Origin of the sequence: Rhodopseudomonas palustris BisB18 (assembly GCF_000013745.1) — a bacterium.
Lineage (GTDB): Bacteria > Pseudomonadota > Alphaproteobacteria > Rhizobiales > Xanthobacteraceae > Rhodopseudomonas_A > Rhodopseudomonas_A palustris_F.
Genome location: NC_007925.1, coordinates 4,405,081 through 4,420,019, shown reverse-complemented (window position 1 = coordinate 4,420,019; position 14,939 = coordinate 4,405,081). Strand labels below are relative to the sequence as shown.

The following is a 14,939-nucleotide window of genomic DNA, read 5'->3' as shown; positions in this document are numbered from 1 at the left end:
AATTCGATGAACGCCAATCTTTCCGCGCTTCTGTATCTGATCGCTGGCGCGCTGTTCATTCTGTCGCTGCGCGGGCTGTCGTCGCCCGCCTCCAGCCGCCAGGGCAACTTCCTCGGCATGACCGGCATGGCGATCGCGGTCGCCACCACGCTGGCCGGCCATCCTCCGGCCGACCTGCTCGGCTGGGGCCTCGTGATCCTCGGCATCGCCATCGGCGGCAGCATCGGCGCGGTGATCGCCAAGAAGGTGCCGATGACCTCGATGCCCGAACTGGTCGCCGCCTTCCACTCGCTGGTCGGCATGGCCGCGGTGCTGGTCGCCGCCGGCGCGTTCTACGCCCCCGAGGCGTTCGACATCGGCGTCCCCGGCAACATTCACGGCGCCAGCCTGATTGAAATGTCGCTCGGCGTCGCGATCGGCGCCCTGACCTTCACCGGCTCGGTGATCGCGTTCCTGAAATTGAGCGGCAAGATGAGCGGCGCGCCGATCATTCTGCCCGCCCGTCACGTCGTCAACATCGTGCTCGGCGTGGTGATGCTGGCTGCGATCGTCTATCTGGTGATCACCGGCGACCAGGTCGCGTTCTGGGTCATCACCGGCATCGCGCTGTTGCTCGGCGCCTTGCTGATCATCCCGATCGGCGGCGCCGACATGCCGGTCGTGATCTCGATGCTCAACTCCTATTCGGGTTGGGCCGCGGCCGGCATCGGCTTCACGCTGGGCAATTCGGCGCTGATCATCACCGGCGCGCTGGTCGGCTCGTCGGGTGCGATCCTGTCCTACATCATGTGCCACGCGATGAACCGCTCCTTCATCTCGGTGATCCTCGGCGGCTTCGGCGGCGAGACCGCCGCGGCCGGCGGCGGCGCCGGCGGCGAAGTGCGCCCGGTCAAGCTCGGCTCGGCCGACGACGCGGCCTTCATCATGAAGAACGCCCAGAAGGTCATCATCGTGCCGGGCTACGGCATGGCGGTGGCGCAGGCCCAGCACGCGCTGCGCGAAATGGCCGACACGCTGAAGAAGGAAGGCGTCGAGGTGAAGTACGCGATTCATCCGGTCGCCGGCCGTATGCCGGGCCACATGAACGTGCTGCTCGCCGAAGCCAACGTGCCCTACGACGAGGTGTTCGAACTCGAGGACATCAACTCGGAATTCGCGCAGGCCGACGTGGCCTTCGTGATCGGCGCCAACGACGTCACCAACCCGGCGGCCGAGGACGACAAGACCTCGCCGATCTACGGCATGCCGGTGTTGCAGGTCTGGAAGGCCGGCACCGTGATGTTCATCAAGCGGTCGTTGGCGTCGGGTTATGCCGGCATCGACAACCCGCTGTTCTATCGCGACAACACGATGATGCTGCTCGGCGACGCCAAGAAGATGACCGAGAACATCGTCAAGGGCATGTAAGGCGAGGCGACGTTAGGCTTCGCTTAACCAGCTCGGTTTGATGTCATGAACAAGGAATGGCACCGCTTGCATCCCATGCCGCCAAAGGCGACACGGGAGCAGCGGGTGGTGTGGCACGCCGCCCATGCGAAAGCGTGCGCCTGCCGCGAGGTTCCGGAAAGCCTGAAACTTGACGTCGAAAAGCGAACCAAGCTCGACCGCGACTAGCGGACCCGCGGCGGCCCCCGCCGCCCACGATCCCCATCACGCCCACGCCGGCATGCCGACGTCGGCCTGGGCGTTCCCCGCGGCGGCGGCGCTGCTGTTCGCCGCGAGCTCGATCTTGCACCTGGATTTCGCCCCGACGGTGTTCGGCTTCGGCTTCGCCGCGGTGCTGCTGGTGGTGCTGTTCGGCACCGTGTTCGCCGCGGTGCATCACGCCGAGGCGGTGGCGCACCGCATCGGCGAGCCCTACGGCACGCTGCTGCTGACGATGGCGGTGACGCTGATCGAAGTGTCGCTGATCACCACCATGATGCTCGGCGACAAGGTGGTGCCGACGCTGGCGCGCGACACCGTGTTCGCGGTGGTGATGATCGTCTGCAACGGCTTGGTCGGGCTGTGCATCCTGATCGGCGGGCTGCGTTTCAGGGAGCAGGAATTCCACATCTCCGGCGCCAGCCTCTACCTCAGCGTGCTGATCGTGCTGTCGACCATCATCCTGATCCTGCCGAATTACACCTTCGCCGATCCAGGCCCGTTCTATTCCGCCGCGCAACTGGCCTTCGTCAGCCTCACCACCGTGGTGCTGTACGTGCTGTTTCTCTACACCCAGACCTTCCGGCATCGCGATTATTTCGTCGGCAGGCATTCCGGAGCCGAGCCGGCGCAGGCGAGCCACGCGGCCGGCGGCAGCCTGGCGCTCAGCGTCGGGCTGTTGGCGATCGCCTTGCTCGGCGTGGTGCTGCTGGCGGAGAAGTTCTCGCATGTGGTCGAGACCGCGACCGAATGGCTGGGGGCGCCGGTCGCCTTCGCCGGCCTGGTGGTGGCCGGGCTGATCCTGCTGCCCGAGAGTCTGGCGGCGATCGGGGCGACCCGCCGCAACGACCTGCAGAAGGGCATCAACCTGTCGCTGGGCTCGTCGCTGGCCACCATCGGCCTGACCATCCCGGCGGTCTCCACGGTGGCGCTGTTGCTCGACAAGCGCCTGGTGCTCGGGTTGGAATCCCAGGAGGCCGTGCTGCTGGTGCTGACCTTCTTCGTCAGCATGCTCACCTTCGGCACCGGCCGCACCAACATCCTGTTCGGGCTGGTCCATCTGGTGGTGTTCGCGGTGTTCGTCTTCCTGGTGTTCATTCCCTAGAGGGTTCATACCCGGCGGGGGCGATGTTTCTTCGAAACGTCATCCTTCACCAATGTTATTCGCCCATGATGTTGTCCGAAATCCAGAGTCGGATTCGGGACCATGCGCGCTAGGAGGACGGAATCGATGGCGGTCAGCGTTGAATCCCAGCTTCAGATCGACAATCCCGAGGTTCGCGTCACGCAATGGCGGTTGCCGCCGGGCAGCGCCACCGGCCATCATCGCCACGAGATGGATTACATCATCGTCCCGGTCAGCGGCGGCGAAATGACCATCGTGGCGCCGGACGGCACGCGCTCCAAGGCGCAATTGCAGGCCGGCCAATCTTATTTTCGCAAGGCCGGCGTCGAACACGACGTTCTTAACGAAACCTATATCGACATCGTGTTTCTTGAGGTCGAACTGAAGCCTTGACCGTTCGGGCGGCGCAGCCCCCGACCGACTCTCGAGGTTGAGATCCGCTAACTCCACCGCATGGCAGCTTCACATCGACATTGCCATCGAGTGGTCGCAGTTGATCCCTTAATCAGCCTCAAAGTTCCCGCATCAAAACCTCGCTGGGAGAGGGCGGTAATGCTCAAATACATCGGTAATATCTTTCACACCATTCTGCCCTCGGTGCTCGCCACCGTGCTTGGTGCCTACCTCGTCAATCACTTCGTCAACAAGCCGGATCCGCCCCCTGCTGCGGCGGTGTCGGTGATCGATACGAAGAAGGCTGAGGAGACCGCAGCGCCCGCCAAGGCGGCGAAGTCCGACGCCAAGAGCGCGAGCCTCGGTGATTCGAATAGTTCGGACAGCGTCGCCGCCAAGAGCCGGTCGACCGACAAGGCCGACAAAGCCGCCGCCGAGAAGGCTGAGAAAGCCGATAAGGCCGATAAGGCCGATAAGGCCGAGAAAGCCGAGAAGCCCGAGAAGCCCGTCGGTCGGTGGCATCAGCCGACGCGTGACAAGAGCGTCGCCAAGGCTGCGGCTGCGCCGATTGCCCCGCCGCCCGCTGCGCCGGCGCCGGCGCCCGCCACCGTCGCCGCCGTGACCGCCACGCCTGCGGTCGAGGCCACCACCAAGGATGAGCGCCGCGACGCCAACGATCTGGCGCGTGCTGCGATCGAACGGCTGCGCAATTCCAACGAAGCGGCGCGCGCGACCGAGCCGCTGCCGCGCGCGCCGGAGCCGGCCCGGCTGCCGGATCCGCCGCATGTGGCTTCGCTGCCGGCGGTGGCGCCTGCGCCGGCCACGCCGAGCCTGCAGCCGCCGGTGACGGCGACGCTGCAGCAGCCCGCGCCGACGCCAGCGGCTCCGGCCAGCCTGACCCCGCCGGCGCCGCTTGCCGCAAGCAATCCGGTGGAGCCTTTAAACCGGCCGGTGACCATCGCGCCGGCGCCGGTAACGCCGGCCTATGCGCAGGCCGCGAACCCGCACGATCCGCATCGCCCGACGCCGCCGGCCGACATTCCCGAAGCCTCGGCCAGCCGCGGCGACACCGACCGCTCGGTGGGCGACGACATGTTCTCGGCGGCCAAATCGGTGTTCCACGCGGTGATCCCGCGGTAGGCGAGCGTCGAGACCAGCGGCTCGATGCCCGCGCGCATTCAGCTGAAAACCAAGCCGTCATCCCGGATTGCGAGTTCGTAAGAACGAGCAAGTCCGGGATCCATATCCCTGCAGGGGTTATGGATCCCGGGCTCGCTCGCGGCTTCGCCGCTCCCGCCCCGGGATGACGGCAGGTGATCCCAAACGCACAAACGTCGACGCGGGCCGAGGGGCCCGCGTCGACGCAGTCAAAAACTGAAATTCAATAGAGTTTAGCGCGGGCCACGCGGGCCGGCGCCAGCACCAGCGGCCGGACCACGGCCACGATCGCCGCCGGGACCAGCGCCGAACACCGGCTTCGGCTTCATCGGCAACAGACCTTCGCGCTGCAGCTTCTTGCGCGCGAGCTTGCGCGCACGGCGCACGGCTTCCGCCTTTTCGCGGGCCTTCTTCTCAGAGGGCTTCTCGTAATGACCGCGGAGCTTCATCTCGCGGAAGATACCCTCGCGCTGCATCTTCTTCTTCAGCGCCTTGAGGGCTTGATCGACATTATTATCGCGAACGAGAACCTGCACGCGGCATCCTCTTTCATTAATCGGATTGGAATTCTGAGAAAGCGAAGGGCCGACAACAGCCATGCCCTCAACCTTAAGGGCGCGGATGTATCAGATCAAAACAGCAAAGTCCACCTTTCAGGCGCAATCTTTCGTTGGCTGTGCACCGCGGCGGCGCCGTGGCGGTCAAGACTTGGCCCGCTGCACCACGGTGACGTGGCCCATCTTGCGGCCCGGCCGGGCGCTGCGTTTGCCGTACAGATGCACGGTGGCGCCGGGTTCCGACAGCCATTTCGGATAGTCGTCGATCTCTTCGCCGATCAGATTGGTCATGGTGACCGCGCCGTGCCGCACCGGCTGCGCCAGCGGCCAGCCGGCCACCGCGCGGATGTGCTGCTCGAACTGCGACACCGAGGCGCCGTCCAGCGTCCAATGCCCGGAATTATGTACCCGCGGCGCGACCTCGTTGACCAGCAGCAGCGGGCCGTCATGGCCCGGCGCCACGAACAGTTCCACCGCCAGCACCCCGACATAGCCGACCGCGTTCGCAATGGTCTCGGCGATGCCGCGAGCCCGCGCCGCGAGCTCGTCGGAAATCGCCGCCGGCACCCGCGACACCTTCAGAATGTGATCGCGATGCTCGTTCTCGGTGACGTCGTAGCACACCACCTGGCCATCGAAGCCGCGCGCGGCGATCACCGAGATTTCCCGCTCGAACGGCACGAAGGCTTCGAGAATCGCCGAGCGGGTGTCGAGATCGGCCCACACCGCGTCGAGGTCGTCGCCTTCGCGGATGATCGCCTGGCCCTTGCCGTCATAGCCGAAGCGGCGGGTCTTGATCACCGCCGGCAAGCCGATCCGCGCCACCGCGGCGTGCAGTGTCTGCGGCGAGGAGACGTCCGCATAGGCGGCGGTGGGGATGCCGAGCTTGGTGACGAAGTCCTTCTCCACCAGCCGGTCCTGGGTCAGTTCCAGGATCTTGGGATCCGGCACCACCGGGCGGCGCGACGCCAGGATCGCCGCCACCGAGGAGGGGATGTTCTCGAATTCATAGGTGATGACGTCGACGTCGTTGGCGAACAGCTCCAGCGCCTCGACGTCGGCATATTCGGCGCAGGTGGCGTATTGCACCACGTCGAACGCCGGCGAATCCGGGTCAGGCGAAAACACCTGGCACTTCAGCCCGAGCCGTGCGGCGGCCAGCGCCAGCATCCGGCCGAGCTGGCCGCCGCCGAGAATTCCGATGGTGTCGCCGGGCTTCAGCGTGACGCGTTTCAGTTCAGTCACGCCAATTCCTCCGGCTGTTCACGCACCGCTGCGGTCTGTTGCTGCCGCCAGGCCGCGAGCCGCTGGCCCAAGGCGGCGTCGTTCAGCGCCAATATGCTGGCGGCGAGCAGCGCCGCGTTGATCGCGCCGGGCTTGCCGATCGCCAGCGTGCCGACCGGGACGCCGGCCGGCATCTGCACGATCGAATACAGCGAATCCACCCCCGACAGCGCCTTCGACTCGATCGGAACCCCCAGCACCGGCAGTTCGGTGAGCGACGCCGCCATGCCGGGGAGATGCGCGGCGCCCCCGGCGCCGGCGATCACGATGCGGTAGCCGGCTGCCTTGGCGCCTTTGGCGAACGCATAGAGCCGGTCCGGGGTGCGATGGGCCGAGACGATGTGGGCTTTGTGCAGAACGCCGAGCGCCGACAGGGTGTCAGCGGCATGGCGCATGGTATCCCAGTCGGACTGGCTTCCCATGATGATCGCGACGGGGCTGGTCATTCAATCGATTCTTTCGAGAATCCAAAAAGATAGCTGGAAAATTAGAGGGCGGGGCACTAACTGGCAAGGCACCGCGAATGGACTATCCTTTCTTGGTCAACAGCGGCAAGTCTTGATTCGATGAGCAAGAAATCCAGCGCCCCTGCTGCCGCAAAAGCCGGCAGTCGCCGCCAGCCCACAAAAACGGCAAAGCTCGCCGCCGACCCGTTGGCGGCGCGGCTGAAGGCTGCCAATCTGGAAAATCGGCGGCTCAAGGCGCAGCTCGCCGCCGCGCGTGCCAAGCTCGACGAGATGCGGGCCTCGGCCGATACCGACTTCCTGCTCGACATTCTCAACCGCCGCGGCTTCGAACGGGAGCTCAATCGGGCGATCGCCTACATCCAGCGCTATCACGCCAGCGGCGCGCTGATCATGCTGGATGTCGATCACCTGAAGCCGATCAACGATCGGTTCGGCCATGCCGCAGGCGACGAGGTGCTCAGGTCGGTGGTCGACGTGCTGCAGCATCACGTCCGGGCGTCCGACATCGTCGCCCGGCTCGGCGGCGACGAATTCGTGCTGCTGCTGTGGAATTTGACCGAGGCGGACGCCCAGGCCAAGGCGGAGGCGCTGGAAGCCGCCGTCGACGCCTTGCAATTCGGGTTTGCCGGACGGACCGCGTCGGCCGGGATTTCCGCCGGCATCGCGACGCTGGGACCGGGCACCGACGCGCGCGCCGCGCTGGCGCAGGCCGATCGCGCGATGTATGCGCGCAAGGCGATCCGGCATCAGCAGCGCGCCGCGGCGGCCGCGATCACGCGATGATGTCGGGGGTAATCTGATCTTCGATGAAGGCGATGCGGTCGCGCAGGCTGAGCTTGCGTTTCTTCAGCCGTTGCAGCCGCAACAGATCCGGCGCCGGCGAATGATGCAACGCGTCGATCGCCGCGTCGAGATCGCGGTGTTCCTGCTGCAGCTTTGCGAGTTCGGCGCCGAGTTCGCGCTCATCTTCGTCGGTCATGACTTCGATTGTCTTGAAATCGCGACGCGTCGCGAAGGAATGTGGATCGAGGGAATTATCGCCTTTGCGGGCCGAGGTAGCAAGAAGCAAGCCCGCTGCGACTATCCGTCATAGTCGAATGCATTTTGCAAGCGCGGCATCGTGCCAAAGCGCGCCCGACTAAACCTGACGACTAAACCTGACGACGCGGCCCTATGTCTCATTTTGCACTTAGGTTGCAGGACGAACATTCACAATTCGTTGCAGGCCGTTCGTAAATACTAAGCCTTCGCTTTCGAATACCTATCGACAGCCGCAATAGGTCATGTAAGCTTCATGATCCGGATCACGTCTGAGGTTCAATCGCACCCAGGAGGTTTGGTATGGCTCTTCAAGCGCATCTCGTTGAATTGGAACGTAAACATCAGATTTTGGAGACCGAACTGCACGAAGCTCTTGTTCATCTTTCCACCGACGACCTGCGAATTGTTGAATTGAAGCGCCGTAAACTGATGGTCAGAGACCAGATCGCCCGCCTGCGGCAAAATGTCGACACGCTGCACTAGAGCGGCGCGCTAGGACAACTACAAGCCCGCGGATCGCGGGCAGCACGGTCCATTCGCAAGTGATCTGTTCTGTGATCCACATGATCACTTGCGGGACCGTGCAGCTTTCGTCATCCGCGGTTGCAGGACGCGCGCCAAGAAAATCCACTTAGCAAAAACTGATTGGCGTCGCGGCACTTCGCCGCGCCGGAATGTGGCGGCGGCGCCAGCGTGTTCTCGAATTTTGCTCCGCTCCTCAACGTCATCCGAAGAGGCCGGCGAAGCCCGCAGGGCGAAGCCGGCGTCTCGAAGGATGGGCCACGAGGTTTTGCGGGACGTCGCTCAGGTGGCCTGCTTCGAGGCTCCGGCGAGAGCGTCCGCAGCGCCGCGCTCAGGACGACGGCGCGGGCACGCCGGCGAGGTCGCCGACCAAATCGGCGATCGCAAGGCACGAGGTCAGGCCGGGCGATTCGATTCCAAACAGATTGATCAGTCCCGCCACGCCGTGCTGCGGCGGTCCCTGGATCATGAAGTCCTGCACCGCCACCGCACGCGGCACGATCTTCGGGCGGATCCCGGAATAGCCCGGCCGCAGCGCGCCGTCAGGCAGCCCCGGCCAATAGCGGCGAATCGCCGGGTAGAACCGCTCGGCGCGCGCCGGGTCGACGCTGTAGTCGATGCTGTCGATCCATTCGACGTCGGGGCCGAAACGCGCCTGTCCGGCCAGATCCAACGTCAGATGCACGCCGAGCCCGCCCGGTTCGGGGACCGGATAGATCAAGCGCGTGAACGGCGCCTTGGCGCCGCAGCTGAAATAATTGCCCTTGGCGAAATACGCCGGCGGAATCCGGTCGATCGGCATGGCGTCGATGTTGCGGGCGAGCGTCGAGGCGGCGAGGCCGGCGGCATTGATCAGCAGCCGGCAGCGCAGCGTCGTCGCGGCCTCGCCGCCGACGTCGAGTTCGAAGCCGTCGGCGATCACCCGGGCGCGCAACAGCGGCGCATGAAACGCAAACGCCGCGCCGGCGTCCTCGGCGTCGCCGCGCAACGCCAACATCAGCGCGTGGCTGTCGACGATGCCGGTCGACGGCGACGACAGCGCGGCGGCGCAATGCAGCGCCGGCTCCAGCGCGCGCGCCGCATCGGCGTCGAGCGTTTGCATATCTTCGACGCCGTTGCATTCGGCGTGCGACCGGATCGATTGCAGCTTGTCGATTTCGGCGGGGCTGGTGGCGACGATCAGCTTGCCGCAGGCGCGGTGCGGGATGCCGTGATCCCGACAGTAAGCGTACAGCGCCCGCCGCCCGCTGACGCAAAGCCGGGCCATCAGGCTGCCGGAGGCATAATAGATGCCGGCGTGAATCACCTCGCTGTTGCGCGACGAGGTGACGGTGCCGATCGTCTCGGCGGCTTCGACAACGACCACCTCTCGCCCGGCGCGCGCCAGCCGGCGCGCCACAGCGAGACCGACCACACCGGCGCCGACCACGACGCATTCAACATTGTCCATTGGCAGTCCAAAAACTCGAAGGCCGTCCAACAGCCGAATCGTTGCGCAGTTTACCCCGCGGGGCTCGCGCCTGATTTCAAGGCAACGAGAACGTAGTTAGCAAAGCGTTAACCATGTCAGGGCAATGAGCCAAATTTATACCCGTCGACGCAGTCGGATGATCACACGTTTACGCGATTCATACTCGTTTCGCCCAATATTCCATCCGTAGAAACCCGGGTGGTTTATGGCTGGCAACAATTGGCAAGTCGGTGGCGTAACTAAACTTGCTGTGTCGGTTGTAGGTTGCCTCGTTGCCACCGCTGCGACCAGCGGTGCGGCGAGGGCGGGGTTCGAATTGGCTCCGACGCGCTACCTCGGGTCGTTTGACGCCGAGATCCTCTGGGAATTGCTGATCGGCGGCTTCGTCGCGGTCTCGTTTCTGGCCTCCGTGGCGATCTGGGCGATGTCCAGCCTGCGCCGGATCAGCCGCGCGCATCATCGCCGCGGCCTGTTCGTCAGCTCTGCCCTGAATAGTTTGAATCAGGGCGTGGTGATGGTCGACGCGCTCGGCAAGGTGATGTTCTGCAACGACCGTTACCTGGAAATCTACGGGTTGAGGCGCTCGGATATTGTTCCCAACATGACCGGCCTCGAATTGCTCGAGCTGCGCCGCAGCCGCGGCATGCTGGATGTCGCCACCGAGGAGTTCTACCGCACCGCCTCCGGTCCCAATGGGCATATCGCCGATCTGCCCAACGGGCGATCGGTGCTGGTGAAGTTCTCCAACCTCGCCAATGGCGGCTCGATCGCGACCCACGACGATTGCACCCCGCAACGCGAACTGTCCCGGCAGCTGGCGACCGCCAAACAGTTCCTGGAATCGGTGATCGACAACATCCCGGTCTGCGTCGCCGCCAAGGCGATCGAAGACGGCCGCTACATCCTGGCCAACCGCGCCTTCGAACGGTTCTGCGGGTTGCCGCGCGATCGCATCCTCGGCAGGCGCACCGCCGAACTGTTTTCCGCGGCGACGGCGGCCACCATCGGCGAAGCCGACCGCATGGCGATCGATTCGCCGCACGATCCGCTGCGGGGCGAATTGACGGTCGACGTCGGCGGCGGCGACCGCGTCATCGACAACAACTGCGTGGTGGCGTGCGACGACAAGAACCGGCCGGAATTTCTGATCGCGCTGTTCGAGGACATCACCGAGCGGCGGTCGCTGTCGCAGGAGCTCGTCAACACCAAGAAATTCCTTGAGCTGGTGGTCGACAATATTCCGATCTCGCTGACCGTGCAGAGCACGCAGGACGGGCGATACCTGTTCGCCAATCGCGGCGCCGAGGCCATCCTCAACCGCTGCCGCGAGGACGCCGTCGGGCTGTCGGCCTTGGATATCTTCAATCCCAAGGAAGCCAAACTGATCGCCGAGCGCGACGCCAATGCGATCCGCCGCCGCGATCTGATGACCGAGGAGCACCCGATCAGCACCAAGGACGGGCTGCGGCTGTTCCTGACCCGCCGCGTCACCGTGGTCGACGGCGAGGGCGCGCCGCAATACCTGATCAAGACCCATGAGGACATCACCGACCGGCGGCAGACCGAAGCACAGATGGCGCATATGGCCTACCATGACGGGCTGACCGACCTGCCGAACCGGCTGGCGTTCCTGCAAGCGCTGGCGCAGATGATCGAGGCTTGCCGCGATACCACCGAAGAGTTCGCGGTGCTGTCGGTCGATCTCGACGGGCTGAAGGAAATCAACGACGTGTTCGGTCACGCCGTCGGCGACAAGCTGTTGGTCGAGGTGGCGCGCTGCATCCAGCTGTCGTCGCGCGGCGGCGTGGTGTCCCGCCTCAGCGGCGACGAGTTCGGGTTGATCATCGACGGCCCGCAGCCGGCCGCGGCGATGCATCTCGCCGCAGAGGTTGCCAAAGCGGTGGCCGGAGGGTTCCTGATCGACGGCAAGCAGGTCCGGATCGGCGTCACCACCGGCGTCGCGGTGTTCCCGGCCAATGGCGCCGATGCGGCCTCGCTGCTCGCCAATGCCGGCGCGGCGCTGTTCCGCGCCAAGGCGCGGATGCGCGGCTCGGTCAGCCTGTACGAACCGGAGATGGATCGGCAGATCCGCGACCGCCGCATCCTGCACCAGGACCTCTCCGCCGCGATCAAGAACGGCGAGATGTCGCTGCACTACCAGCCGCAGGCCAACGGATGCACCCGGATCGGCGGCGACGATTTCGTCGGCTTCGAGGCGCTGGCGCGCTGGTTCCATCCGACCCGCGGCTTCGTGCCGCCGAGCGACTTCATTCCGCTCGCCGAAGAGAGCGGGCTGATCGTCGAGATGGGCGAATGGATTTTGCGCGAGGCCTGCCGCGAGGCGGCGTCCTGGAGCAAACCGCTGCAGATCGCCGTCAATCTATCGCCGGCCCAGTTCCTCAACAGCGACCTGGTGAGCGCGGTGCACACCATCCTGCTGGAAACCGGGCTGAAGCCGAGCCGGCTCGAACTGGAAATCACCGAAGGCGTGCTGATCGAGGATTTCGACCGCGGCTTGTCGCTGCTGCGCCGCCTGACCGCGCTCGGTGTGCGGATCTCGATGGACGATTTCGGCTCCGGCTATTCGTCGCTGACCTATCTGCAGGCGTTCCCGTTCGACAAGATCAAGATCGACCGCGCCTTCGTGATGAACCTCGGGCACAATCCGCAATCCGCCGCGATCGTCCGCGCGGTGATCGGACTCGGCCACGGGCTCGGCGTGTCGATCGTCGCCGAGGGCGTCGAAACCCAGCAGCAGCTCGACTTCCTGGTCGCCGAAGGCTGCGACGCGGTGCAGGGCTATTTCATCGGCAAGCCGGCGCCGATCGAACAATACTCCCGGCTGGTCGGCCTCACCGGCCCGCGTCTGGCGACCTCGCGCGCCGTCGGCTGACGCCGTCGCCGGCAGGCCTGGTGCGAAATCCAGCACAAAGCTGTGGCTGCGCGTGCGTCGAGGTTGAGCCGCCTCCGATCCGTGGCTAGCCTGCCGCGGGGATCGGATCTCGCGATGACTGAGCAAGGGGTAACGACCGACGCAGCGCCGCCGTCGCCCGACGTGCCGCTGTTGCGGATCGAGGCGGTCGAGAAGCGGTTCGGCGGCTCGGTCGCCGTGGACGGGCTGTCGCTCGACATCAAGGCCGGGGAGTTCTTCGCGCTGCTCGGCCCGTCGGGCTGCGGCAAGACCACGCTGTTGCGGATGCTCGCCGGGTTCGAGACCCCGGACCGCGGTCGGATCCTGCTCGACGGACAGGATGTCGCTTTGGTGCTGCCGCATCAGCGCCCGGTCAACATGATGTTCCAGAACTACGCGCTGTTCCCGCATCTCAGCGTCAAAGCCAATATCGCCTTCGGTTTGAAGCGCGCCGGCCTGAAGCGCGCCGAGATCAAGGCGCGGATCGCCGAGATGCTGGCGCTGGTGCGGCTCGACGGCCTCGCGCATCGCCGCCCCGATCAGCTCTCCGGCGGCCAGCAGCAGCGGGTGGCGCTGGCGCGAGCGCTGGCGCGGCGGCCAAAGCTGTTGTTGCTCGACGAACCTCTGGCGGCGCTCGACAAGAAGTTACGCGAGGCCACCCAGCGCGAGCTGATCGAGCTGCAGCGGCGGCTCGGCACCACCTTCGTCATCGTCACCCACGACCAGGACGAGGCGATGACGGTCGCCGACCGCATCGGCGTGATGTCGGCCGGCCGGCTCGAACAGGTGGCGGCGCCGCGGCAGCTCTACGAGGCCCCGGCGTCGCGCTGGGTCGCCGAATTCGTCGGCGACGTCAACATTCTCGACGGCCGCATCGCGGCGCAGGACGCCCACCGCCTGACGGTGGCCACGGCCGATGCCGTTACGCTCAGCGTGGCGCCGCCGCGGCAGCCGGTGGCGACCGATCGCGCGGTCAGCGTCGCGATCCGGCCGGAGAAGATCAAGCTGTCGCGCCGCGGCCCGAGCCCCGACGCCGCTGGCGCGCTCAACCGGCTCGATGGCGTGGTCAGCGAGGTGAGCTATCTCGGCGGCCTCACCAGCTACACCGTCAAGCTCGACGCCGGCGCCAGCCTGCGGGCGTCGCTGGCCAACACGGCGCGGGTCGAGGTCGACGAGTTTTCCCGCGGCCAGCACGTGGTGGCGTGGTTCGCGCCCGACGATTGCGTGGTGCTGCAGCGATGAGCGCGCGGCAGATCTTCACCCGCCCGGCGCGGCTGGCGGCGATCGCGCCGTTCGTCTGGATGCTGCTGCTGTTCCTGGTGCCGTTCGGTTTCGTGGTGAAGATCAGCCTGTCGCAAGCGGTGATCGCGCAGCCGCCTTACGTCCCGCAGTTCGACCTCAGCGCCGGTTGGGCGTCGCTGCAAGCGGCGTTCGCTACGCTGTCGCTCGACAATTTCAAGCTGCTCGCCGCCGATCAGCTCTATTGGCGGTCCTACCTGCGCAGCCTCGCGGTGGCGGCGAGCGCGACCGCTGTGCTGATACTGATCGGCTATCCGATCGCCTACGCGATGGCGCGGTTGCCGCGGCGCTGGCAGGCGGTGGCGATGATGCTGGTGATCGTGCCGTTCTGGACCTCGTTCTTGATCCGGATCTACGCCTGGATCAACATCCTGCAACATGACGGGTTGCTGAACCAGATCCTGCTGGCGCTGCATCTGGTGTCGGCGCCGGTGGTGTGGCTGTCGACCGACTGGGCGATGATGCTCGGCCTGGTGTATTCCTATCTGCCGTTCATGATCCTGCCGCTCTATGCGACGCTTGCGAAGATTCCGGCTTCGCTGCTGGAGGCCGCCCAAGACCTCGGCGCCTCGCCGCGCCGCGCGTTCTGGCTGGTGACCTTTCCGCTGTCGCTGCCCGGCGTCGGCGCCGGGGTGCTGTTGTGCTTCATCCCGATCGTCGGCGAATTCGTCATCCCGGATCTGCTCGCCGGTTCCGGTTCGATGATGATCGGGCAGACGCTGTGGCTGGAGTTCTTCACCAACAAGGACTGGCCGGTGGCCTCGGCGCTGGCGGTGCTGCTGTTGGCGCTGCTGCTCGTGCCGCTGTTGGTCTACGAGCGGCTGCAGCGCCGGCAATTGGAGGGGCGGCGGTGAGGGAAGTTCTGCATCCTCTGCGGCGTCAGACGCAGCGCCGCAAGTCCCCTCGGCGCCGTCATCCTGAGCGCCGTCATCCTGAGGCGCTCGCCCACTTGGGCGAGCCTCGAAGGATGCGGCCACGCGTGCCGGCGGCCAACTCAAGCGTGCCTGCGGCCCATCCTTCGAGACGCCCGGCTTCGCGCTGCGCGCTCGGCCGGGCTCCTCAGGAT

15 protein-coding genes are annotated in these 14,939 nt (G+C 65.7%); 10 read left to right on the top strand and 5 right to left on the bottom strand.

The annotated features are described in order from the left end of the window. Window positions 1-6 precede the first annotated feature (6 nt). The 5 genes from RPC_RS19855 to RPC_RS19840 all read left to right on the top strand — a co-directional run bounded on the left by RPC_RS19855 (window position 7) and on the right by RPC_RS19840 (window position 4,303). Entirely contained in the window at window positions 7-1,407 is a 1,401-nt protein-coding gene (locus RPC_RS19855) for an NAD(P)(+) transhydrogenase (Re/Si-specific) subunit beta (protein ID WP_011474373.1), read from the top strand. A gap of 45 nt (window positions 1,408-1,452) precedes the next feature. After that, complete coding sequence (locus RPC_RS26555; protein ID WP_167532084.1) at window positions 1,453-1,614, top strand: hypothetical protein; 162 nt, start codon at window positions 1,453-1,455, stop codon at window positions 1,612-1,614. Between the two features lie 52 nt (window positions 1,615-1,666). Then, window positions 1,667-2,749 (top strand): calcium:proton antiporter, encoded by a 1,083-nt coding sequence (locus RPC_RS19850; RefSeq protein ID WP_011474372.1) that lies wholly within the window; start codon window positions 1,667-1,669, stop codon window positions 2,747-2,749. 126 nt (window positions 2,750-2,875) lie between these two features. Continuing rightward, entirely contained in the window at window positions 2,876-3,163 is a 288-nt protein-coding gene (locus RPC_RS19845; RefSeq protein ID WP_011474371.1) for a cupin domain-containing protein, read from the top strand. Between the two features lie 159 nt (window positions 3,164-3,322). Beyond that, window positions 3,323-4,303, top strand: coding sequence for a hypothetical protein (locus RPC_RS19840; protein ID WP_011474370.1), 981 nt, complete (start codon window positions 3,323-3,325; stop codon window positions 4,301-4,303). A gap of 251 nt (window positions 4,304-4,554) precedes the next feature. Here the strand turns inward: RPC_RS19840 and rpsU are convergent, their stop codons facing one another. The 3 genes from rpsU to purE form a co-directional block, all read right to left on the bottom strand. Beyond that, window positions 4,555-4,857: a 30S ribosomal protein S21 gene (rpsU, locus tag RPC_RS19835; RefSeq protein ID WP_011474369.1), complete on the bottom strand. Its 303-nt coding sequence runs from the start codon at window positions 4,855-4,857 to the stop codon at window positions 4,555-4,557. A gap of 165 nt (window positions 4,858-5,022) precedes the next feature. Continuing rightward, the gene (locus tag RPC_RS19830; protein ID WP_011474368.1) at window positions 5,023-6,123 is read right to left on the bottom strand and encodes a 5-(carboxyamino)imidazole ribonucleotide synthase; all 1,101 of its coding nucleotides are present in this window, start codon (window positions 6,121-6,123) and stop codon (window positions 5,023-5,025) included. Continuing rightward, window positions 6,120-6,608, bottom strand: a complete 489-nt coding sequence (gene purE, locus RPC_RS19825; protein ID WP_011474367.1) for a 5-(carboxyamino)imidazole ribonucleotide mutase — start codon at window positions 6,606-6,608, stop codon at window positions 6,120-6,122. The genes RPC_RS19830 and purE overlap by 4 nt, the downstream gene beginning before the upstream one ends. 120 nt (window positions 6,609-6,728) lie before the next feature. On the opposite strand from purE, the gene RPC_RS19820 reads away from it, so the two are divergent. Then, the gene (locus RPC_RS19820) at window positions 6,729-7,412 is read left to right on the top strand and encodes a GGDEF domain-containing protein (protein ID WP_011474366.1); all 684 of its coding nucleotides are present in this window, start codon (window positions 6,729-6,731) and stop codon (window positions 7,410-7,412) included. Here RPC_RS19820 and RPC_RS19815 read toward each other — a convergent pair. Continuing rightward, on the bottom strand, window positions 7,402-7,608 hold the full coding sequence (locus tag RPC_RS19815; RefSeq protein ID WP_011474365.1) for a YdcH family protein: 207 nt from the start codon (window positions 7,606-7,608) through the stop codon (window positions 7,402-7,404). The genes RPC_RS19820 and RPC_RS19815 overlap by 11 nt on opposite strands. 362 nt (window positions 7,609-7,970) lie before the next feature. Here RPC_RS19815 and RPC_RS25675 point away from each other — a divergent pair, with 362 nt between their 5' ends. Beyond that, window positions 7,971-8,153, top strand: a complete 183-nt coding sequence (locus tag RPC_RS25675; RefSeq protein WP_011474364.1) for a YdcH family protein — start codon at window positions 7,971-7,973, stop codon at window positions 8,151-8,153. A gap of 370 nt (window positions 8,154-8,523) precedes the next feature. Here the strand turns inward: RPC_RS25675 and RPC_RS19805 are convergent, their stop codons facing one another. Further along, window positions 8,524-9,642: an NAD(P)/FAD-dependent oxidoreductase gene (locus tag RPC_RS19805; protein ID WP_011474363.1), complete on the bottom strand. Its 1,119-nt coding sequence runs from the start codon at window positions 9,640-9,642 to the stop codon at window positions 8,524-8,526. A 226-nt stretch (window positions 9,643-9,868) separates the two neighbouring features. Here RPC_RS19805 and RPC_RS19800 point away from each other — a divergent pair, with 226 nt between their 5' ends. From RPC_RS19800 to RPC_RS19790, 3 genes are all read left to right on the top strand, one after another. Beyond that, on the top strand, window positions 9,869-12,556 hold the full coding sequence (locus tag RPC_RS19800; RefSeq protein WP_011474362.1) for a sensor domain-containing protein: 2,688 nt from the start codon (window positions 9,869-9,871) through the stop codon (window positions 12,554-12,556). 114 nt (window positions 12,557-12,670) lie between these two features. Continuing rightward, window positions 12,671-13,816, top strand: coding sequence for an ABC transporter ATP-binding protein (locus RPC_RS19795; RefSeq protein ID WP_011474361.1), 1,146 nt, complete (start codon window positions 12,671-12,673; stop codon window positions 13,814-13,816). Then, window positions 13,813-14,727: an ABC transporter permease gene (locus RPC_RS19790; protein ID WP_011474360.1), complete on the top strand. Its 915-nt coding sequence runs from the start codon at window positions 13,813-13,815 to the stop codon at window positions 14,725-14,727. Before RPC_RS19795 ends, RPC_RS19790 begins: the two co-directional genes overlap by 4 nt. Window positions 14,728-14,939: the final 212 nt, after the last annotated feature.

Excerpts from the sequence above, each read along its gene's own strand:
- RPC_RS19855 (WP_011474373.1), top strand. The coding sequence starts at position 7 with ATGAACGCCAATCTTTCCGCGCTTCTGTATCTGATCGCTGGCGCGCTG.
- RPC_RS26555 (WP_167532084.1), top strand. The coding sequence starts at position 1,453 with ATGAACAAGGAATGGCACCGCTTGCATCCCATGCCGCCAAAGGCGACA.
- RPC_RS19850 (WP_011474372.1), top strand. The coding sequence starts at position 1,667 with ATGCCGACGTCGGCCTGGGCGTTCCCCGCGGCGGCGGCGCTGCTGTTC.
- RPC_RS19845 (WP_011474371.1), top strand. The coding sequence starts at position 2,876 with ATGGCGGTCAGCGTTGAATCCCAGCTTCAGATCGACAATCCCGAGGTT.
- RPC_RS19840 (WP_011474370.1), top strand. The coding sequence starts at position 3,323 with ATGCTCAAATACATCGGTAATATCTTTCACACCATTCTGCCCTCGGTG.
- purE (WP_011474367.1), bottom strand. The coding sequence starts at position 6,608 with ATGACCAGCCCCGTCGCGATCATCATGGGAAGCCAGTCCGACTGGGAT.
- RPC_RS19820 (WP_011474366.1), top strand. The coding sequence starts at position 6,729 with ATGAGCAAGAAATCCAGCGCCCCTGCTGCCGCAAAAGCCGGCAGTCGC.
- RPC_RS19815 (WP_011474365.1), bottom strand. The coding sequence starts at position 7,608 with ATGACCGACGAAGATGAGCGCGAACTCGGCGCCGAACTCGCAAAGCTG.
- RPC_RS25675 (WP_011474364.1), top strand. The coding sequence starts at position 7,971 with ATGGCTCTTCAAGCGCATCTCGTTGAATTGGAACGTAAACATCAGATT.
- RPC_RS19805 (WP_011474363.1), bottom strand. The coding sequence starts at position 9,642 with ATGGACAATGTTGAATGCGTCGTGGTCGGCGCCGGTGTGGTCGGTCTC.
- RPC_RS19800 (WP_011474362.1), top strand. The coding sequence starts at position 9,869 with ATGGCTGGCAACAATTGGCAAGTCGGTGGCGTAACTAAACTTGCTGTG.
- RPC_RS19795 (WP_011474361.1), top strand. The coding sequence starts at position 12,671 with ATGACTGAGCAAGGGGTAACGACCGACGCAGCGCCGCCGTCGCCCGAC.
- RPC_RS19790 (WP_011474360.1), top strand. The coding sequence starts at position 13,813 with ATGAGCGCGCGGCAGATCTTCACCCGCCCGGCGCGGCTGGCGGCGATC.